The sequence below is a fragment of the Halomonas sp. HNIBRBA4712 genome (assembly GCF_043558675.1).
Classification (GTDB): Bacteria; Pseudomonadota; Gammaproteobacteria; order Pseudomonadales; family Halomonadaceae; genus Vreelandella.
Genome location: NZ_JBIFXR010000011.1, coordinates 25,322 through 44,099 on the forward strand (window position 1 = coordinate 25,322; position 18,778 = coordinate 44,099).

Here is an 18,778-nt window from a genome sequence, read left to right on the forward strand (position 1 = left end):
GGAATCCTCCCGGCCCACCCCTGCCCCGGCCAACGCCGGTGGTGTATTCTTCTCGCCCATGAGACGAGAGCCCCCGGCGACCACGCCTGAAAAGATCGGTTTTCTGCTGCTGCCGCGCTTCGCCATGGTGGCCTTCTTCTCGGCCATCGAGCCGCTGCGCATCGCCAACCGCTTGGGCGGCAAGACGCTGTTCCAGTGGCAGGTCATCAGCCGCGACGGTCATCCGGTAATCGCCTCCAACGGCATGTCCCTCGAGGTCGATACCGCGCTGGAAGACGCTGGCGATGTCACGAGCCTGGCGGTGTGCGCCAGTTTCGAGCCGCGCCGGGCCATCGACGACGCCCTGCTCGAGTGGCTGCGCGCCCGGGAGCAAAGCGGCTGTGTGCTGGGCGGCGTCGATACCGGCTGCTACGCGCTGGCCGCCGCCGGGCTTCTTGCCGACTCGACGGTAACGCTACACTGGGAGTGCCTGCCGGACTTTCGCCAGCGCTTTCCTCATATCGACGCGGTCGAGTCGGTGTTCGAGGTCGACCGTTCGAGCTTCTCCTGCGCTGGCGGCAGTGCGGCGATCGACATGAGCCTGGATTTGATTCGTCGCCGCCACGGCGAGGCGCTGTGTACCCGGGTGCGCGAACAGCTGGTTCACGATCAGGGCCGGCTGCCCGCCAGCCGCCAGCGCGACCCGGTCACGCCGGCGGATCCGCTGCTCGAACGGGCGATTACGCTGATGGAGAGCCGGCTCGAGTCGCCGCTGCCGATCGGCGCCCTGGCCCGGGAGCTCGGCGTTTCCTGGCGTCGGCTCGAGCGGCTTTTCTCGCAGCATCTGGACACCTCGCCCCAGCGCGCCTACCAGGCCATGCGCCTCGAGCACGCCCACCAGCTGCTGACCACTACCTCCCACAGCGTCGTGCAGATTGGGCTTGCCTGCGGCTTCACCTCGCCGTCGAGCTTCGCCCGCGCCTTTCGCCGCCAGCACGGCGTGACGCCCAGCCAGCTGCGTCGAATGGCCGTGTCGAATCCGGCATAGTCGGCGTCGAATCCGGTCGCGTTAGCTTGATCCTCGGGCGCCATACTCGGCGGATCACACAACGCCAAGGAGGATTCATGTCGACCGCCACCGCTTATCTCGATCTACCGCGCACGCCGGACTACGACGCCTGGCCGGTGGAGGCGCATATCGCCTCAGTGAGCGCCTCGCCGCGCATCGTGACCCTTTACTGGAGCGACGGCCGCGAAAGCCGCTACCACAGCATCTGGCTGCGCGAGAACGCCGCCGACGACACCACCATCAACCCGGCGACCCGCGAGCGTATTCTCGATCTATCACAGCTTTCCGGCTGGCCCGAAGTGACCCAGGCCGAGGTCGACGACGCGGGCGCGCTGGCAGTGACCTTCGCTCCGGAAAACATCCGGCTGTGCTTTCATCCGGGCTGGCTGCGCGCCCACGACTACGACAACGCCGACGACCCGGAGGCGCCGCTGGTACCGATCTCGCTCTGGCACGGCGGGCCCGGCACCACACCGGACACTCTCGACGCCTCACGGCTGCTCGAAAGCGACGCGGGTAGCGACGAAGAGGAGAAGATTCTGAAGCCGGCGCTTGAAAGCGTGCTGGGCAAAGGGTTGGTGCGCCTTCGCGGTCTGCCCACCGAGCCTGGCTCGCTCGAGGCGATCGCCCGGCGCATCGGCCCGGTGCGTCCGACCAATTTCGGCCAGCTGTTCGACGTGAAGGCCAAGCCCGACCCGGACTCCAACGCCTACACCTCCATCGCGCTGCCGCCGCACACGGACCTGCCGACCCGCGAGTACCATCCGGGACTGCAGATGCTGCACTGTCTGGAAAACAGCGTCGAGGGCGGCCAGGCGGTAATGCTCGACGGCTTCGCCGTCGCCGAGGCGCTGCGCGAGCGAGATCCGAATGCGTTCGAGACGCTGACTCGGGTGCACTGGTGCTACGCCAACACCGCCAAAGTCACCGACTACGTCTGGTACTCGCCGATGATTCGCCAGAACGCCCGCGGCGAGCTTCTGGAAGTGCGCATCGCCGACTTTCTACGCGGGCCACTGCAGGCGCCGTTCGACGAGGTCGAGCCGGCTTATGAAGCGCTGATGGCGCTGCAGCGGCTGCTGCGCGAGCCCGAATTCGCGCTGCGCTTCACCTACGCGCCGGGGGACCTGGTGATCTTCGACAACCGCCGACTGCTCCACGCCCGCGACGCTTTCGAGGGCAGCAACGGCCACCGCTGGCTACAGGGCTGCTACATGGAGCGCGACGAAGTGCGCTCGCGCTACCGGATGTGCCAGCGCCGCGAGCGCGAGATGCGCTTGAGCTCCAGATAAGCCTCGAGCCCGGCCGGGCCGAGCTCCCGGCCGATGCCGCTGCGCTTCATGCCGCCCCAGCTCCCCTGGGGCGGCGCGATCTGGTCGGTATTGCACCACACGTTACCCGCCTCCAGCCACCGCGCGATCGCCTCGCCGCGCTCGTCGCTACCTGCCACCACCGTCGCCGCCAGGCCAAAGTCGCTGTCGTTGGCAAGCGCCACCGCTTCGTCGTCGCTCGTCACCCGCCGTGCGCAGAGTAGCGGCCCGAAAATCTCCTCGCGCCATAAAGCGCTCTCCAGCGGCACGTCGCGATAAAGCCTTGGTGCGACGAAAAAGCCGTTGGCCGGGTGCGGTGCAAGTGTCGTTTGGCTTTCGAGCCCGGCCTCGCCGGCACGGGCGATGAAGGCCTCGATGCGTTCGCGCTGGGCGGCGCTGACCACCGGCCCCATATCGGTCTCCGGGGCGCTTGGGTCGCCCAGACGCAGCGCCTGCATGGCGCAATCGATTCGCTCGAACAGCGCCTCGCTTATGCGCTCGTGAACCAGCAGCCGGCTGGTGGCCGAGCACATCTGCCCCGCGTTATAGCAGATGCCGTTGATCACCAGCTCGCAGGCGCGGTCGAGATCGGCATCGTCGGTGACGATGATCGGCGACTTGCCGCCGAGTTCCAGCGATACCGGGCGGGTGCCGCTTGCCGCGGCGCGCATCACCGCCTCGCCCACGGCGTTACTGCCGGTGAAGGAGAGCTTGTCGACGCCCGGGTGATCGCCGAGTGCGGCGCCGACGTTGGCGCCATCGCCAAACAGCAGGTTGAACACCCCCGCCGGCACGCCCGCCTCGAGGACGACCTCGGCGAGCACCCGCTCGGGCAGCGGGGTCACCTCCGAGGGCTTGAACACTACGGTGCAGCCCGCGGCCAGCGCCGGGGCGATTTTCCAGGCGCTGCTCACCAGCGGGAAGTTCCAGGGCGTGATCAGCCCCGCCACCCCGACCGGCTCCCAGTAGCGGCGCACCGAAAGCCCCTCCAATTCACCGGGTTCGTGCTGCCCCTGACGCTCGCCCAGCGCTCGGGCGGCCTCGGCGTAATAGCGGTAGCACGCGATGGCATCGTCGAGATCCTGGCGCGCCTCGGCAAGCGGCTTGCCGTTATTGAGGCTCGACAGCGCCACCAGCGACTCGCGTCGCGCCTCTAGCCCGTCGGCGATGGCGGCCAGGTACTCCCCTCGGCGCGCTTCGGGCGTGGCTCGCCAGCCGGGCAGCGCCCGGCGCGCCGCCGCCACGGCGGCATCGACGTCCTCTGCAGCGCCACGGGTGACCCGGGCGATAACGCGACCCTCGAAGGGATTGGTGACCTCCAGAAGCGCCTCGCCCCGGCCTGACTGCCAGGCGTTGTCGATAAACTGCTCGTCCAGGGTGTGGGGAAAACCGGGGGTCGAAAAAGCGTTCATTGCATCCATCGTTAGGCCTTTTCAGCGAAGCGGCAGCCAGCGGCGCTTGTGCGACCGCATGCCGGGAAAATTGAGCTCCACCAGACGCAGCGTCACCGTCAGCACCACGGTGGTGGCGAGATAGATACCGGCGATCAGCAGCAGCGGCTCGTAGACCAGAAAGGTTTCGTCACGGATGATATTGGCGGCCTGCAAGAGATCCATCAGCGCGATAGTCGAGACCAGCGGAATCGACTTGAGCAGTAGAATCATCTCGCCGGTGAGGGTGGGCAGGCAGAGCTGGATCGCCCGCGGCAGCCAAAGCCGCACCAGCACCTGCCGACCGGAGAGCCCGAAGGCCCGCCCGGCCTCCAGCTCGCCGGAGGGAACGCTCAGCATGGCCCCGCGTATCACCTCGCCGGAGTAAGCGCCGACGCTGCAGATGAAGGTCACCGCCCCGAAGAAGAACGGGTCGCGCATCATGGGCCAGAGCCAGGTATCGCGAAGCCCCGGCACCCCTTCGATCAGATGCCCCACGCCGTAGTAGAAGAAGAACAGCTGCACCAGCAAAGGGGTGCCGCGAATCACGCTGGTGAAAGCCGCGGCGAGCCAGGCCAGCGGACGCGGCCCGCGCAGGCGCGCAAGCGCCACCCCCACGGCCAGAAGCTGCCCGCCCACCGCGGAGACCAGCAGCAGCCACAGCGTGTTGACGAAGCCTTCCCACAGATACTCCTGATAGAACGGATCGCTTAGCCAGGAAAAATCCATTCAAGCCTCCACCGGTTGAGTGCGGCGCACGCGGCGCTCCAGCTGCGCGAACAGAGCGGTGGAGCTCAGCGTGATCGCAAGGTAAATGACGCCCGCTGCCGCGTAGAAGAGAAAATAGGCGCGGCTGCTGGCGGCCGCCTGCTGAATGGTGAAGAAGAGCTCGTTGAACCCGATCACGCTAATCAGCGCCGTGTCCTTGATCAGGATCAGCCAGAGATTCGACATCCCTGGCAAGGCATTGGGCAGCATGGCCGGCAGCACGAAGCGGTGAAAGCGCGTCCAGCGCGAGAAGCCAAAAGCGTCGGCCGCCTCGAGCTGGCCCCTGGGAATCGCCAGGATCGCGCCGCGAAATACCTCGGTCATGTAGGCGCCCTGCACGAAAGCAAGTACGCCTACGGCGGTGGCGAAGCCGGTCAAGCGCACGCCGTCGACGCCCAGCAGGGCGAGCAGCGCTCCCAGCGCTTCGCTGCCGGCGTAGTAGAGCAGCAGAATCAGCAAAAGCTCCGGCACGGCGCGAATGGCGGTCGAGTAGGCGGTGGCCAAACCGCGAAGCGGCGCCCAGGGGCTCAACTTGGCCGCCGCGCCCAGAAGACCCAGCAAAAGGCCGATTGCGTAGGCCAGCACGGCGATCTGCACCGTAGCCAGCGCGCCATGAAAAATCGGGCCGGCCCAGTCGGCAAGCCCTTGCGACATCATGGGAGTCATGTTCGACGATGTCCTCGGTCCAGCTTGAAAAGAAGGCGCGACTCAACGAATCCCCCGGTGCTCGGCACCGGGCGACAGAGCCCGCTCAAGGGTAGACGCAGACGTCGGTGCCCAGAAACTGCTCGGAGAGCTCGCCACAGGTGCCCTTTTCGACGACCGCGGCAATCGCCTCGTCAAGCGCGGCGTTGAGCGCCTCGTCCTCCTGGCGCAGGCCGATGCCGATGCCCTCGCCGTAGGCTGAGTGGTGGGGAGCCGTTGCCTTGATCTCGAAGCCCTCTGCCTCGGAGCGCTCGAGAAACTGAAGCATCGCGACCTCATCGGCCAGTACCACGTCGAGGCGCCCCGCCAGCAGGTCGCTGTTGACCTGCTCCGCCTGGTCGTAAAGACGTACGTCGACGCCGCTGTCGCGCAGCGCGCGGCGGGCGTAGGTGGCGTTGGTGGTCGCCGACTGCACGCCCATCACTAGCCCATCGAGGTCGTCCGGCACCGTTAGCTCGCGCTCGCTCGCCGCCACGTAGGCGCCGGGGGTGAAGTAGTAAGGGCGGGTGAAGGCGATGACGCGCTGACGCTGCTCGGTGATCGACATCGAGTTCATGATCATGTCGATGCGCCCGGCCTGCAGCGACGGGATAATACCGCTCCAGCCGGTGGGCGCGATCTCACACTCGCGCTCGAGCTCCGCGCAGATCGCGTGGGCAAGCTCGACTTCGAAGCCGGTCCACTCGCCGCTGGCGGCCTTATAGGTGAAAGGTGGGTAGGGTTCACCGGAAATGCCGATCTTCAGCGGCGTCTCGGCAAGGGCGTTAACGGCAGGAGTGAAAGCGAGTAGCGCCAGGGCGGCCTTGATCGATGTGTGCATGAAGTTCTCCCTTGTTATTGATAAACAGCTATTAGTAAACAGCCATTAGTAAACAGCGATTGATGAACGGCTATTGCTGAATGCGCTCAAGCGGCGGGGGCGATGAAACGCTGGCAGCGCGGGTCGTCGAATACCTCGTCCGGGCTCCCCTCGGCGGCGATGTAGCCTTGATCGAGGTAGACCAACTGGTCGGAGACCTCACGAGCGAAGTGCATCTCGTGAGTGACCATGAGCATCGTGCGCCCTTCGTCGGCCAGCCCCCGGATCACGCCCAGCACTTCGTTGACCCGCTCCGGGTCGAGCGCTGAGGTCGGCTCGTCGAACAGCAGGATGCGCGGCTCCATCGCAAGCGCCCGGGCGATCGCCACGCGCTGCTGCTGGCCGCCGGAAAGAAAGGCGGGATAGGCGTCGCGGCGCTCCGCCATACCGACCCGCTCGAGATAGTGCTCGCCGAGCGCCACGGCCTTCTTGCGGGACAGGTTCTTGACCCGCATCGGCGCTTCGATGACGTTGCCCAGCACCGTCAAGTGCGGCCAGAGATTGAACTGCTGAAAGACCATCGCCACCTTCGCGCGCAGCCGCTGCAGCTGGCGTCGGTCGAACCCGATGATGTCGCCCTGGGGATTACGGGAGAAGCGAATCGCCTCATCCGCAATCCTCAGCTCGCCCTGGTCGGGCCGTTCGAGCAGATTCATGCAGCGCAGCAGCGTGCTCTTGCCCGAGCCGCTGGCGCCGATGATGGAAGTGACGCTGCCTTCGGACACCGATAGCGACACGCCCTTGAGCACGTCGAGATCGCCGAAGCGTTTGATGAGGTTGTGCGCCGACACCGCCGGCGCGCTGGGAGTAGAGGAAGGCGTGTGCTGAGAAAACGTGGGCGATGATGATGTCATAGGCGAATGGCCTCCGAGGCCCGGTGGGTGGAACGTTCGGCCAGCGCCCGTTCGGCGCAGGCCACCAGTCGCTGGCTCGCCGCCACCAGCGTGTCGACATCGACGGTCAAACTCAGGCGCACGAAGCCCGCTGCCGAGGGGCCGAAGGCTTCGCCGGAGAGCACCGAGACGCGCTCCTCAAAGAGCAGCCGGTCGGCGAAGGCTTGCGAAGAGAGACCGGTGGCACGAATGTCGACCATCAGGAACATCCCCGCCGGCGGGCGAATCGCCGCTACCGCCGAGCTTGCCTCGAGCGCCTGGCAAACCGCGTCGCGGCGTTCGCGGTAGGCGTCTCGCATCGCCTCGAGACCAGTGGGCGGCGCGGTGAGCGCGGCGTGGGCGGCGTCCTGAATGAAGTCCGGGCAGCCGTAGAGCATGCACAGCGCCAGATTCGATAGATGCTTTATCAGCGCTTCGGGCCCGACCACCCAGCCCAGCCGCCAGCCGGTCATGGCGTGGGATTTCGACAGGCTGCTGACCACCACGCAGCGGCTGGCCATGCCCTCGAGAGCAGCGGGGCTGACATGTTCGCCCTCGAAAATCAGCTCGGCGTAGACCTCGTCGCAGATCAGCCACAGGTCGTGCTGGCGGCAAAGCGCGGCGACCGCCTCCCAGGTGGGCGCGTCGATCAACTGGCCGGTGGGGTTGTGGGGGCTGTTGAGCAGAATCGCCCGGGTGCGCGGCGTTACCGCGTTCGCAAGCGCCTCGACATCAAGGCGAAAGGCTGCGTCGCGATCCAGCGGCACGCGCACCATCTCGGCGCCGGTGGCGCGCAGCACCGCCTCATAAGTGACGTAGTTGGGCTCGCACACCAGCACTTCGTCGCCGGCATCCAGCAAACACTGGGCGGTGGCGTAGAGCCCGCACTGGGCGCCGGCCATGACGATCACGTTATCGGCGCCGACCGCAAGTCCCTGACGGCGATAGCCCTCGGCGATCGCCTCGCGCAGCGCCGCCTTGCCCTGCACGTCCGAGTAGTGGGTGGCGCCGGCCCTGAGGCTCGACACCGCGCTTTCGATGATCGGCGCTGGGGTGGCAAAGTCCGGATCGCCGACGGAGAGCACGGTGATTTCCTCTCCGGCGGCCTGGCGCGCCAGCGCCCGGTAGTGAATGTCCCAGGCCGCCGCCCCTTCGCCGGCGATGCGCTGGGTCAGTCGTGAAAAGTGCATGAAGGCTCCATTTTTGACTCAAGAAATCGTCAACCGAGCACGTCGTCGACTCGGTGAAACATCGGCAGGTGGAAGGTTAAACGGGGCAAGCGTTGGATGATGAACCGCCCAGGCGTCGCACCTCGGCCTGCCAGGCAAGATCGATCCCCTGCGGGCTTTTGGCCCACTTCTCGTACTGGGTGGCGACGTGCTCGGCCATTTCCGAGGAGACCGGGCGCAGCGGCCGCCCGGTGGCCTGGGCGGCCAGCTGCGCCTGGCAGCTGCGCTCCAAATTGCGCATACGCAAAAATGCCTCCCCTACGCTTTTGCCGCAGGTTAGAAGCCCGTGCTGGCGCAGCACCATCGCCCAGTGGCCGCCCAGATCCCGGGTCAGGCGCTCGCGCTCGGAAAGCGACAGCGCGATGCCTTCGAAATCGTGGTAGCCCAGGCGTTGGTAGAACTCCAGCGACCACTGGTTGAGCGGTAAAAGCCCCTCCTCCAGGCTGGAAAGCGCCACGCCCGCCACGGTGTGCGTATGCAGCACGCACTCGACCTCGGGGCGCGCGGCGTGAAGAGCGCTGTGGATGGTGAAGCCTGCCGGATTGATGCCAAGCCCGGTGGGATCGTCGAGCACCCGACCGTCGCCGTCGACGGTCACCAGCTGCTCGGCGCGCACCTCGGAAAAGCGCAGGCCGTAGGGGTTGAGCAGAAGGCGCTCACCCGGCAGGCGGGCGGAGATATGCGTGTCGATGCCGTCGTCCATGCCGTCCAGCGCGACCAGCCGGTAGGCCGCGGCCAGGTTTTCGCGGATCAGACGCTCATCGCCGCTTGAGCTGCGATTTGAAAGGCTCATGGTGCAGACTCCAAGGGGTGTGATGCCGATTGACCGTCGCGGGTGGTCACGCCGTCGAGAAATGCGCTGACCCGCTCGGGGTGTTCGGCCAGCCACTCGCGCGCCGCCACTTCCAGGTCCTGGTTATCGCGGCTGTAGGCGCTGATGAAGTCGCTCTGCTCGTCGGCGGTGAAGCGAAACTGCTCCAGAAGCCGCAGCATGTTGGGGTTCGCCTCGGCATAGGCTCGGGCCACGATGGTCTTGACGTCGCTGCTGCCGTTGTCGGCACCGAACACGCCCTCGGGATCCTCGAGCAGATGCACGTCGTAGGCGGGAATCATCCAGTGCGGCGTCCAGCCGTAGAACAGGATCCAGCGCTCGTCTCTGACCGCGCCAGCCACCTCGCTGAGCATGCCCGGCGTGGAGGAAGGCATGATCGACCAGTCGCCCAAGCCGTAGGTATCGTCGTCGATGGCGGCCTCGATCATGTCGGTGATCGTCGAGCCATTCTCGATACTGTAGATACGCCGATCGAAGCGCTCGGCGATTTCCGGGTCGGCGAGCTGCTCGGCGCGGGTGATGCCCGCCTCGGCCACGTAGCCGGGCACGGCGAAGCCCATTCGAGCCCCCTCGACGTTGTTGCCAAGATCGACGATTCCGCCCGCCGCCATGGCGGCGTCATAGCTCTCCTGCTGGGCGGGTAGCCAGCCGGCGAGAAAGGCGTCGCTGTCGCCACTTTGCAGCGTGCTATAACCCACCGTCGAACTCAGTTCCTGGCGCGAGACGCGATACCCCAGCGGTTCGACCAGCTGGGCAAGGATCTCGCTTTTCACCGTTACCCCAGGCCAGGGCGGTACCACCAGGCGCAGCGTGTCGCTTTCGTCCTGGTCGGCCTGGCCGGTCAGCGGAGCGAGCGCGGCTAGGGTCAAGGTGGTCAGTACGGTCTTCTTGAACATGTCAGGATCCTTTTATGTAATTGTCGAATTACTCTGCGATGGCGTTCATCCAGTTCAGCGCGTCGATCTCGATCATCAGTGGCGAGGCCGCTTCATTCAGGTGGCCCAGCGCTTTTTCGAGCGCGGCAGGCTCACCCACCGCCTGGTAGCGGCACTCGAACGCCTCGGCCAGCGCCTCGAAGTGCGGCGCGGTCAAATCGACGCCAAGCTTGTCCACCTCGTTCATCGCCATATAGCGACGAATCTCGTCGTAGCCCTGGTTGTTCCAGATCACAAGCGCCACCGGCTGGTCGAGGTCCCGGGCGGTGGCGAGCTCGCCCAGCACGAACTGCAGCCCGCCGTCGCCGACCAGCGCAACGACCGGGCGCTTTGGGCAGGCGATGGCCGCACCGAGCGCAGCGGGCAGCCCGTAGCCGAGGGTGCCGTAGCCGGTGGCGGCGTTGAAGTAGCAGCGCGGCGCGGATCTGGACGCAAGGAAATTACCCGCGTAGACCGGGCCGGTCGAGTCGCCGACGATGATCGCCTCGGGCAGCGCCGCGTCGAGCGCGGCGTAGAGCGGAACGTAGGGCACAAGATCCGGGTCGCGCTCGAGCGCCAGCGCCTTTCGGGTCTCCGCGGCGCGGTCATCGCCAGCACGCGGCGAAGACGGCTTCTCCGGCAGCGCAGCGAGCAGCGCCTCCAGCGTCTGGCCGGCGTCTGCCACCAGGGCGAGGTCGGCGCGCTGGTTGCGCCCGAGCTGCTCCGGGTCGATATCCACCCGAATCAGGCGGCCGGCCAGCGTAAAGCCGTCGTCGAACACCAGGTCATAGTCGGTTTCGCCGAGCTCGGTACCCAGTGCCAGCACCACGTCCGCCTCGGCGGCCAGCCGCCTGGCGGCGGGCAGGCTCATGGTCGCGCCCAGATCGAGCGGGTGATCGCGCCCGAGCACGCCCTTGGCGTTGATGGTGGTCAGCGCCGGGGCCTGTAGCCGCTCGACGAGCGCCCGGGCGGCATCCGGCGCGGCCACGCAGCCGCCACCGAGCAGGATCAGCGGGCGGCTTGCCTTATCCAGCCACTCGGCGGCGCGAGCCACCGCTTGGGGCGCTGGTGCTGGCGGGAACACCTCGACCGGGCGCACCTCGCCCACGTCCACCGGGGCATCGAACAGGTCGATAGGAATCTCGATATGCACTGGCCCCGGGCGCGCGCCCTGAAACACGGCAAAGGCGCGGGCGAAGATTTCCGGGAGCGCGGCCGGCTCGTGCAGGGTATGGCTGAACACGCTCACCCCGGCCAACGTCTGCTGCTGGTTGGGCAGCTCGTGCAGCCTGCCCTGCCCGCGACCCAGCGTGGCGCGGCGGTTGACGCTCGAGATCACCAGCATCGGGATGGAGTCCGCCAGCGCCTGGCCCATGGCGGTGGCGATATTGGTCATGCCGGGGCCGGTGATGATGAAACAGGCCGCCGGGCGACCGCTGGCACGGGCGTAGCCGTCGGCCATGAAGCCGGCGCCCTGCTCGTGGCGCGGCGTCACGTGGCGCAGCGGGTATTGGCCCACCGAGCGGTAGAGCTCGATGGTGTGCACGCCAGGAATGCCGAAGACGGTATCGACCCGGTACGCGGTGAGCAGCTCCAGCAGAAGCTCGGCGCAGGTCTTTTTCATTTAAGCGCCTCCTCGGGAACCGGATCGGGTAGCCCGCCGTGCGGCGTGCGCCGCAGAACCCGCTCGACCATGGGCACGAAGTACGAAAGCGGCAGCGTGTCGTAATCCGGATCGAAGCTCGCCTGGTCCCACTCGTCGCAAAAACGCACGGTGCGCTCGTAGGCCGGGTGGTCGCGGTACTGCTCGCGAAGGTGCGGATCCTGGCCGAAATAGCGCCGGTAATGATAGCCCTGGAAAATCTCGTGGTGACGAATCATCCAGAGGTTGAGCGGGTCGACGTAGGGCTCGAGGATCGCGGCGGCGATTTCGGCGTGGTTGGCCGGCGTCAGGTCGTCGCCAATGTCGTGGAGCAGCGCGCACACCACCATCTCCTCGTCGGCGCCGTCGCGCAGCGCCCGGGTGGCGGTTTGCAGGCAGTGCTCGTAGCGGTCTACCGGATAACCGTGGTGGTCGCCGGACAGATTCTTCAAATGCTCGAGCACCCGCCGCGGCGCATCGTTGACGTAATCACGAAAGTAAGCGTCGATCAGCACCCAGTCTTCACGCCGGGCCTCGGTGAAATAGCGAAAACGCGCCTGGTTCATGCGATCTCTCCTGCGCTCTGGTGAGCGCGCTGTTTTTGCAGCACGCGGCGGCGGCTGGCGGTGCTGTCGCGGTCGACGTAGCCCTGGCGCATGTGGCGCACGCCACCGGCGAGCTGGAAGGCGCTGCGCCCGTGAAGCAGGCGGTAGTTGTCCATGATAATCATCTGACCGGCGCCGAGCTTGAGATGGTGCGTAAGCTCCTCGCCGGTGATCAGCCGATAGAAGGCCTGGCGCGCGGCGTAGTAGGCGTCGAGTTCGTCCGGGGCTAGCGCCGGGATATCCTCGGTGCGGTTGGAGTAGCGTACCCGCACCGGTTCACCGGCGCTGTCGAGCTCGATCAGCGGGCCTTCGCTCTCGAGATGCGTGTCCGCGTCCTGGTAGCGAAAGCGCGGCGTCACCCGGGTCAGGCAGGCGTAGGCATCCGGGTCGCGCGCTCGCAGCAGCTCAGCCGCCTTGAAGCCATCGGCCAGGGTGCTGTCGCCACCGTCGGCGGCGTTGGTCAGGCAGTGCAGCCAGATGTAGCCGGGGATAGGGTCGCGGTAGGGGTTATCCGTGTGCGGCTCGAGCCCGCGCTGGGTCATGGTCAGGTCATAGGCATTGGCCACCGACTTCACGTCCGCGATGCCGCCCCAGTTGGTGCGTCTTAGCGGGCCGATGCGGTCGATCAGCGCCTGCATGCCGTCCTCACGGGCGGGCACGTTGGAGACGACAACGAAGCCGTCGCGGTGCAGCGCCTCGAGCATGGCCAGAAGCGCCGCATCGTCAGCGCAGGCCTGCTTGAAATCGACATCGAAGCGCGGCGCATCGCTGGCACTCCAGAGCCGCCGCGGCGCCTCGGCGGGAGCCTCGTCGAGCAGCGCGGCGATGGAAAACTGGCCCTGATGGCCGTCACTGAAGCGCAGTGAAAGCGCATCGCCTTGCGAGTCGGCGGCGTCGATGGCAAGCGTGAGCGGAAGCTCGGCGGCCTCGATCAATCGCTGCCCGGTGTAGGCGTCCAGCGTCGCCTCGTCCGGGCTTCGTTCACGCAGCCACAGCGCGCTCAGCTCGAGACTTTTTGCCTCGTTTTCGATCCGCAAACGGCGATGATTGGGCTCGACAGTAACTTGGGTCATGGTAGTACCTCCCACGGGTATGCCAGGAAACGCATTACCTTAGCTCGCCTGCCAACCGGTCGACTTGATATAAATCGCCATAGAGTTGACTATATTCGCCATGACGACTGAAACTCTCCCGCACTGGCCCTATCCCCGGCCCGACTCGCCGCCCCTGCTCACTCCCGATCAGGCCGCCTATACCCTGAGCGTTTGGCTGGTACCGCGCTTTTCGATGCTGACGCTCTTTTGCCTGCTCGAGCCGCTGCGGGTCGCCAACCGCTTTGGGCGTGATCTATTTGCCTGGGAGCTGCTCTCGATTGACGGCCGCGCGGTGGTGGCCAGCAACGGCGTGCGCATCGACGTCGACGGCGCGCTGGATTCGCTCGACCACAGCGCACGGCTGATGGTGGTCTCCTCCTACGACGCGGAAGCCACGGTGGGTTTCAAGGAGCGCGCGGTGCTGCGCGGGATCGCGGCCCACGGCGGCTGGCTCGGCGGGCTCGATACCGCGCCCTTCATTCTGGCCCGCGCGGGGGTGCTCGCCGGTCACCGCGTGGCGCTACACTGGGAGAGCGTGCCGGCCTTTCAGCAGGAGTTTCCCGAGCTCGAGGTCAGCCCCGCGCTCTACGAGCAAAGCGCGACCCGCCTGACCGGCTCTGGCGGCGTGGCCGGTATCGACATGATGCTCGAATGGATCGAACAGACCCACGGCCCGGCGCTGGCGGATGCGGTCGGCCGGCAGCTGGTGCACGAGCGCCCCGGCGGCCACGAAGGCAGCGCCCGCTCCGGGCGCTATAGCGGTCTTTCGCGCAGTGTGGTACGCGGCCTGGCGGTCATGGAGGCGAATCTTACTCAGGCGCTGCCGATCCCTGAAATCTGCCGCCTGGCGGGGCAGTCCCAGCGCCAGCTGACGCGGCTGTTCCAGCGCCACTTCGGTGAAACACCGCAGCAGTGCTACCTGGGGATGCGTCTGGACCGCGCCCGCCAGCTGCTCACCGATAGCCACTGCCAGGTCACCGAGGCGGCCCTGGCCTGCGGTTTCACCCATCCGGCGCACTTCACCCGCGTCTATCGGCAGCGTTTTGGCGAGACACCCAGCGCTACCGCCCAGCGCTACAAGGCGGGTGGCCAGGCCTGACAGCGGCGCAAAAAAAAGCGCTGGCATCGCTGCCAGCGCTTTTCGAGAAGTGCATCCCTTTGCCGGTCGGACCAACGCCCGCCCGGCAAGGCGTCTTAGCGACGCAGGCCCAGACGCTGGATCAGCGACTGGTAGCGCTCGAAATCCTTGCGCTTGAGGTAGTCCAGCAGTTTACGACGCTGGTTGACCATGCGGATCAGGCCACGACGGGAGTGGTGATCCTGCTTGTTGGTCTTGAAGTGGTCCTGCAGGCCGTTGATGTTGGCGCTCAGCAGAGCGACCTGCACCTCGGGGGATCCGGTGTCGTTATCGCCGCGGCCGTATTCGTTGACGATCTCGGCCTTTTTCTCAGCGGTTAATGCCATCTGTTTCTCCAGTCAGCAATATGCTTAACAATGAATGGGAGAGACCACGCATATTTGCAGTCTCACGAGCTATTTTCGCGTAATACGCCGCCTCCTTGCAACGTTTTACCGCGATCTCTTACGAAATAGCGACCGTACTCAAAAGTCGCTTGGGCGCCACTTCCCGTGGGCCCGTCACCACGCCAAGGCCGATGAAGGTCTCGGCGTGGTAGAGTCTTGTCAGCGCCTCGACATCAAGCGCCGACACGTCCGCCGTGGCGCTTTGGCCGTGAGCCAGCCGCGCCTGGGCGGTGTCATTGACGGCCAGTGCGGGCAGATGCTCGACCAGCACGTCCGCGGGCATCAGCTGCGCCTCGCGGGTGGGCTGATCCTTGAGCGCTTCGAGCGCCTCGAGCGTCCACATCGCGTCACTGTCGAAAGGCCCGGTTTTGAGCCTTCTCAGCGCGCTAATGTGCGCCCCACAGCCGAGCGCCGCGCCGATATCCTCGGCGAGCGTTCGGATGTAGGTACCCTTGCTACAGCTTACTTCGAGCTCGAAAGCGGTGTCCTCGAAGCCGATCAGCCGCGCCTCATGAATGCACACCCGGCGCGCCTTGCGCTCGACCTCCTTGCCTTCCCGGGCAAGCTCGTAGAGCTTCTTGCCCTGGTGCTTGAGGGCCGAGTACATCGGCGGCACCTGGTCGATCTCACCGCGAAAGCGCGCGATGGCGGCTTCCACGTCTTGCCTGGTAAGCGCGGGCACCGCGCGGCACTCGATCACCTCGCCCTCGGCGTCGCCAGTATCGGTGATCACCCCGAGCTCGATCCGGGTGCGGTACATCTTGTCGGCTTCGAGCAGGTGCGCCGAGAACTTGGTCGCCTCGCCCAGGCAGATCGGCAGAAGCCCGGTCGCCATGGGGTCGAGGGTGCCGGTATGCCCCGCCTTTTGCGCTTCGAACAACCGGCGCACGCGCTGCAGGGCGTGGTTGCTGGAAAGGCCCTTCGGCTTGTCCAGCAGCACCACGCCGTTGACCGGCAGACCCTTGCGGCGCCGGGCCATCAGCGCGGCTCTCCGCCCTGCTCGGCGTCATCCTCGTCATCGTTCTGACGCGCGCGGTCCGTTGAAACCGCCTCGTCGATCAGCGACGAAAGCTGCTGACCGCGCACCACGCTTTCATCGAAATGAAAGCGCAGCTCCGGCACGTGGCGAAGCTTGATCCGCTTGGCGATCTGGCTTCTCAGAAACCCGCTGGCGCGCTTCAATACCTGCAGGTTCTCCTTGATACGCTCGGGCTCCTGTTCACCCAGCAGGGTGACGTAGATATCGGCGTAGCCCAGATCACGGCTGACGGTGGCGCCGCTAACGGTGATCATGCCCAGCCGCGGGTCCTTGACCTCGCGCTGGATGAGGACCGCCAGCTCCTTCTGGAGCTGGTCGGCCACCCGGTCGGTACGCTTGAATTCGCGCATGGTTGCTCCTCGCGCCCCTTACAGGGTGCGCTCGACCTTGACCTGGTCGAAGACTTCGATCTTGTCGCCGACCTGGACGTCGTTGTAGTTCTTGACGCCGATACCACACTCGACGCCGTTACGAACTTCCTGGACGTCGTCCTTGAAGCGGCGCAGCGACTCGAGCTCGCCCTCGTAGATCACCACGTTTTCGCGCAGTACGCGGATACGCTTGTTGCGATGCACGGTACCCTCGACGACCATACAGCCGGCCACCGCACCGATCTTCGGCGCGCGGAAGACGTCGCGAACCTCGGCCACGCCGACGATCTCTTCTTTCCACTCCGGCGCGAGCATACCGCTCATCGCCTGCTTGACCTCGTCGATCAAGTGGTAGATGACGCTGTAGTAGCGCAGATCCAGCCCTTCACGCTCGATGATCTCGCGAGCAGCGGCGTCGGCACGCACGTTGAAGCCGACCACGATGGCCTCGGAGGCCAGCGCCAGGTTGGCGTCGGTACCGGTGATACCGCCCACGCCGGAAGAGACGACCGCCACTTCGACTTCGTCGGTGGAGAGCTCTTCGAGTGCGCCGCGGATCGCTTCCAGCGAGCCCTGCACGTCGGCCTTCAGCACGATGTTGACCTTGGCGACTTCGTCCTGACCCATCTGGCTGAACATGTTTTCGAGCTTGGCTTTCTGCTGACGCGCCAGGCGCACTTCGCGGTACTTGCCCTGACGGAAGTTGGCGACTTCACGCGCCTTGCGCTCGTCGGCGACGACCATGAAGTCGTCACCGGCGTCCGGCGTGCCATCCAGGCCCTGGATTTCCACGGGCATGGCGGGGCCAACCTCGTCGACCTGCTTGCCGAGCTCGTTGGTCAGCGCGCGCACGCGGCCGTAGTGCAGGCCCGCCAGCACGATATCGCCCTTCTTCAGAGTACCGTTTTGCACCAGCACGGTGGCCACCGGCCCGCGGCCCTTGTCGAGACGCGACTCGACCACTACGCCCTTACCCGGCGCGGACGGCACGGCCTTGAGCTCGAGTACCTCGGAGACCAGCTGGATCGCTTCGAGCAAATCCTCGATGCCTTCACCGCTTTTCGCCGAGACGTGGACGAACTGGGTATCGCCGCCCCACTCCTCGGAGATGACGCCGTACTGCGACAATTCGTTCTTGACCCGGTCCGGGTCGGCTTCGGGCTTGTCGATCTTGTTGACCGCGACGACCATCGGAACTTCGGCCGCCTTGGAGTGCTCGATCGCCTCGATGGTCTGGGGCATGACGCCGTCGTCCGCCGCGACCACCAGAATGACCACGTCGGTGGCCTTGGCACCGCGGGCACGCATGGCGGTAAACGCCGCGTGGCCAGGGGTGTCGAGGAAGGTCACGCCGCCGTGCTCGTCTTCCACGTGGTAGGCGCCGATGTGCTGGGTGATACCGCCGGCTTCGCCGGTGGCGACCTTGGCACGACGCACGTAGTCGAGAAGCGAGGTTTTACCGTGGTCGACGTGACCCATGACGGTCACGACCGGCGATCGGGTGATCTCTTCGCCTTCGTAGGAGATGCCTTCGAGCATTTCGGTCTCGAGCGCATCGTCCTTCACCAGCTTGACCTTATGACCCATCTCCTCGACGACGATCGCCGCGGTGTCCTGGTCGATGGTCTGGTTGATGGTCACCGCGGCACCCATGGTGAACATCGCCTTGATCACTTCGTTGGCCTTGATCGACATCTTGTCGGCGAGCTCGGCCACGCTGATCGACTCGGGGATCGAGACTTCGCGCACGATCGGCTGGGTCGGCTTCTGGAAGCCATGCTTGCCGCCACCGGTGCTCGCGCCACGACGGCCACCGCGACGCTCGGCGCGCTTGGCCTTCTTGGCGCCACCGCCGCGCTTACGCTCTTCGCGATCGCCGCGGTCGTCGTCATCGTCGCGTCCTTTCTTCTTCGCTGCGGCCTTCTTGGGCGGCGCGGTGCGACGGTCGCTACGGCCTTCCTTCGGCGGTGCCGGCGGCATGTCGTCGGGAGCGGGCGCTTCGTCGATGTCGAAATCCGGCACCTCGAGGTTCGGCGCGGCGGCGTTGGCTTGTGCCTCCTTGCGCGCGGCCTCTTCGGCGGCTTTGGTCTTCTCGGCGGTGGCGCGCTCTTCGGCTTCGCGCGCCTTGCGCTCGGCTTCCGCCTCGGCCATATCGCCTACCAGTTGGCGCGGGCCGCTGTGCGTGGGCTCCGGCGCCTTGGGCTTCTCTTCTTCTTCACGCTTGACGTAGGTGCGCTTCTTGCGAACCTGCACCTCGATCGTCTTGCCGCGCTCGCCGGTCTTGATCCGGCTGCGCGTCTTGCGCGTCAACGTGATGCGGTTCTTGCCCGCATCGGCGGCGTCGCTTCCGCCGTGGCTTTTCTTCAAAAAGCTCAAAAGCGTCTGCTTGTCCTCTTCGGAGACCGCGTCGCTTTCCGAGGCGTGCTTGAGGCCCGCCTCTTTCATCTGCTCCAGCAGGCGGGGTACATCGCGGCCCACTTTCGCTGCAAAATCCTTAACCGTCATATCTGACATTGTGACCCTCCAAAGCCCGTGA

18 protein-coding genes are annotated in these 18,778 nt (G+C 66.1%); 3 read left to right on the forward strand and 15 right to left on the reverse strand.

Features of this window, described 5'->3' with window-relative positions; translation table 11 throughout:
* Window positions 1–58: 58 nt before the first annotated feature.
* Window positions 59–1,027, forward strand: a complete 969-nt coding sequence (locus ACGK9R_RS16340; RefSeq protein WP_394583243.1) for a GlxA family transcriptional regulator — start codon at window positions 59–61, stop codon at window positions 1,025–1,027.
* Window positions 1,028–1,104: 77 nt separating this feature from the next.
* Window positions 1,105–2,340 (forward strand): TauD/TfdA family dioxygenase, encoded by a 1,236-nt coding sequence (locus ACGK9R_RS16345; RefSeq protein ID WP_394583245.1) that lies wholly within the window; start codon window positions 1,105–1,107, stop codon window positions 2,338–2,340.
* Here ACGK9R_RS16345 and ACGK9R_RS16350 read toward each other — a convergent pair.
* From ACGK9R_RS16350 to ACGK9R_RS16400, 11 genes are all read right to left on the reverse strand, one after another.
* Window positions 2,289–3,770, reverse strand: coding sequence for an aldehyde dehydrogenase family protein (locus tag ACGK9R_RS16350; RefSeq protein WP_394583247.1), 1,482 nt, complete (start codon window positions 3,768–3,770; stop codon window positions 2,289–2,291). The genes ACGK9R_RS16345 and ACGK9R_RS16350 overlap by 52 nt on opposite strands.
* Before the next feature lie 21 nt (window positions 3,771–3,791).
* Window positions 3,792–4,517 carry an ABC transporter permease gene (locus tag ACGK9R_RS16355; protein ID WP_394583248.1) on the reverse strand — a complete coding sequence of 242 codons (726 nt, stop codon included), beginning with the start codon at window positions 4,515–4,517 and terminating at the stop codon, window positions 3,792–3,794.
* Window positions 4,518–5,222, reverse strand: coding sequence for an ABC transporter permease (locus ACGK9R_RS16360; RefSeq protein WP_394583249.1), 705 nt, complete (start codon window positions 5,220–5,222; stop codon window positions 4,518–4,520).
* A gap of 85 nt (window positions 5,223–5,307) precedes the next feature.
* Window positions 5,308–6,081, reverse strand: a complete 774-nt coding sequence (locus ACGK9R_RS16365; protein ID WP_394583251.1) for a transporter substrate-binding domain-containing protein — start codon at window positions 6,079–6,081, stop codon at window positions 5,308–5,310.
* Window positions 6,082–6,167: 86 nt separating this feature from the next.
* Window positions 6,168–6,974: an ABC transporter ATP-binding protein gene (locus ACGK9R_RS16370; RefSeq protein ID WP_394583253.1), complete on the reverse strand. Its 807-nt coding sequence runs from the start codon at window positions 6,972–6,974 to the stop codon at window positions 6,168–6,170.
* Complete coding sequence (locus ACGK9R_RS16375) at window positions 6,971–8,182, reverse strand: pyridoxal phosphate-dependent aminotransferase (protein WP_394583255.1); 1,212 nt, start codon at window positions 8,180–8,182, stop codon at window positions 6,971–6,973. The genes ACGK9R_RS16370 and ACGK9R_RS16375 overlap by 4 nt, the downstream gene beginning before the upstream one ends.
* A 76-nt stretch (window positions 8,183–8,258) precedes the next feature.
* A complete protein-coding gene (locus ACGK9R_RS16380; protein ID WP_394583257.1) occupies window positions 8,259–9,014 on the reverse strand; it encodes a class II aldolase/adducin family protein in 756 nt (251 codons plus the stop codon).
* The gene (locus tag ACGK9R_RS16385; protein WP_394583259.1) at window positions 9,011–9,949 is read right to left on the reverse strand and encodes an ABC transporter substrate-binding protein; all 939 of its coding nucleotides are present in this window, start codon (window positions 9,947–9,949) and stop codon (window positions 9,011–9,013) included. The genes ACGK9R_RS16380 and ACGK9R_RS16385 overlap by 4 nt, the downstream gene beginning before the upstream one ends.
* 28 nt (window positions 9,950–9,977) lie before the next feature.
* Window positions 9,978–11,591, reverse strand: a complete 1,614-nt coding sequence (locus ACGK9R_RS16390; protein ID WP_394583261.1) for a 5-guanidino-2-oxopentanoate decarboxylase — start codon at window positions 11,589–11,591, stop codon at window positions 9,978–9,980.
* Window positions 11,588–12,175: an HD domain-containing protein gene (locus ACGK9R_RS16395; protein WP_394583263.1), complete on the reverse strand. Its 588-nt coding sequence runs from the start codon at window positions 12,173–12,175 to the stop codon at window positions 11,588–11,590. The genes ACGK9R_RS16390 and ACGK9R_RS16395 overlap by 4 nt, the downstream gene beginning before the upstream one ends.
* A complete protein-coding gene (locus ACGK9R_RS16400) occupies window positions 12,172–13,287 on the reverse strand; it encodes a TauD/TfdA family dioxygenase (RefSeq protein ID WP_394583265.1) in 1,116 nt (371 codons plus the stop codon). Before ACGK9R_RS16400 ends, ACGK9R_RS16395 begins: the two co-directional genes overlap by 4 nt.
* Window positions 13,288–13,387: 100 nt before the next feature.
* Here ACGK9R_RS16400 and ACGK9R_RS16405 point away from each other — a divergent pair, with 100 nt between their 5' ends.
* The gene (locus tag ACGK9R_RS16405) at window positions 13,388–14,407 is read left to right on the forward strand and encodes a GlxA family transcriptional regulator (protein ID WP_394583267.1); all 1,020 of its coding nucleotides are present in this window, start codon (window positions 13,388–13,390) and stop codon (window positions 14,405–14,407) included.
* Window positions 14,408–14,502: 95 nt separating this feature from the next.
* Here the strand turns inward: ACGK9R_RS16405 and rpsO are convergent, their stop codons facing one another.
* From rpsO to infB, 4 genes are all read right to left on the reverse strand, one after another.
* Window positions 14,503–14,772, reverse strand: a complete 270-nt coding sequence (gene rpsO / locus ACGK9R_RS16410; protein WP_009723734.1) for a 30S ribosomal protein S15 — start codon at window positions 14,770–14,772, stop codon at window positions 14,503–14,505.
* A 118-nt stretch (window positions 14,773–14,890) separates the two neighbouring features.
* Window positions 14,891–15,811, reverse strand: coding sequence for a tRNA pseudouridine(55) synthase TruB (gene truB / locus ACGK9R_RS16415; RefSeq protein WP_394583270.1), 921 nt, complete (start codon window positions 15,809–15,811; stop codon window positions 14,891–14,893).
* On the reverse strand, window positions 15,811–16,221 hold the full coding sequence (gene rbfA / locus ACGK9R_RS16420; RefSeq protein WP_394583272.1) for a 30S ribosome-binding factor RbfA: 411 nt from the start codon (window positions 16,219–16,221) through the stop codon (window positions 15,811–15,813). Before rbfA ends, truB begins: the two co-directional genes overlap by 1 nt.
* An 18-nt stretch (window positions 16,222–16,239) precedes the next feature.
* Window positions 16,240–18,756 carry a translation initiation factor IF-2 gene (gene infB, locus ACGK9R_RS16425; protein WP_394583274.1) on the reverse strand — a complete coding sequence of 839 codons (2,517 nt, stop codon included), beginning with the start codon at window positions 18,754–18,756 and terminating at the stop codon, window positions 16,240–16,242.
* Window positions 18,757–18,778 lie beyond the last annotated feature (22 nt).

Excerpts from the sequence above, each read along its gene's own strand:
- ACGK9R_RS16340 (WP_394583243.1), top strand. The coding sequence starts at position 59 with ATGAGACGAGAGCCCCCGGCGACCACGCCTGAAAAGATCGGTTTTCTG.
- ACGK9R_RS16345 (WP_394583245.1), top strand. The coding sequence starts at position 1,105 with ATGTCGACCGCCACCGCTTATCTCGATCTACCGCGCACGCCGGACTAC.
- ACGK9R_RS16350 (WP_394583247.1), bottom strand. The coding sequence starts at position 3,770 with ATGAACGCTTTTTCGACCCCCGGTTTTCCCCACACCCTGGACGAGCAG.
- ACGK9R_RS16355 (WP_394583248.1), bottom strand. The coding sequence starts at position 4,517 with ATGGATTTTTCCTGGCTAAGCGATCCGTTCTATCAGGAGTATCTGTGG.
- ACGK9R_RS16360 (WP_394583249.1), bottom strand. The coding sequence starts at position 5,222 with ATGACTCCCATGATGTCGCAAGGGCTTGCCGACTGGGCCGGCCCGATT.
- ACGK9R_RS16365 (WP_394583251.1), bottom strand. The coding sequence starts at position 6,081 with ATGCACACATCGATCAAGGCCGCCCTGGCGCTACTCGCTTTCACTCCT.
- ACGK9R_RS16370 (WP_394583253.1), bottom strand. The coding sequence starts at position 6,974 with ATGACATCATCATCGCCCACGTTTTCTCAGCACACGCCTTCCTCTACT.
- ACGK9R_RS16375 (WP_394583255.1), bottom strand. The coding sequence starts at position 8,182 with ATGCACTTTTCACGACTGACCCAGCGCATCGCCGGCGAAGGGGCGGCG.
- ACGK9R_RS16380 (WP_394583257.1), bottom strand. The coding sequence starts at position 9,014 with ATGAGCCTTTCAAATCGCAGCTCAAGCGGCGATGAGCGTCTGATCCGC.
- ACGK9R_RS16385 (WP_394583259.1), bottom strand. The coding sequence starts at position 9,949 with ATGTTCAAGAAGACCGTACTGACCACCTTGACCCTAGCCGCGCTCGCT.
- ACGK9R_RS16390 (WP_394583261.1), bottom strand. The coding sequence starts at position 11,591 with ATGAAAAAGACCTGCGCCGAGCTTCTGCTGGAGCTGCTCACCGCGTAC.
- ACGK9R_RS16395 (WP_394583263.1), bottom strand. The coding sequence starts at position 12,175 with ATGAACCAGGCGCGTTTTCGCTATTTCACCGAGGCCCGGCGTGAAGAC.
- ACGK9R_RS16400 (WP_394583265.1), bottom strand. The coding sequence starts at position 13,287 with ATGACCCAAGTTACTGTCGAGCCCAATCATCGCCGTTTGCGGATCGAA.
- ACGK9R_RS16405 (WP_394583267.1), top strand. The coding sequence starts at position 13,388 with ATGACGACTGAAACTCTCCCGCACTGGCCCTATCCCCGGCCCGACTCG.
- rpsO (WP_009723734.1), bottom strand. The coding sequence starts at position 14,772 with ATGGCATTAACCGCTGAGAAAAAGGCCGAGATCGTCAACGAATACGGC.
- truB (WP_394583270.1), bottom strand. The coding sequence starts at position 15,811 with ATGGCCCGGCGCCGCAAGGGTCTGCCGGTCAACGGCGTGGTGCTGCTG.
- rbfA (WP_394583272.1), bottom strand. The coding sequence starts at position 16,221 with ATGCGCGAATTCAAGCGTACCGACCGGGTGGCCGACCAGCTCCAGAAG.
- infB (WP_394583274.1), bottom strand. The coding sequence starts at position 18,756 with ATGTCAGATATGACGGTTAAGGATTTTGCAGCGAAAGTGGGCCGCGAT.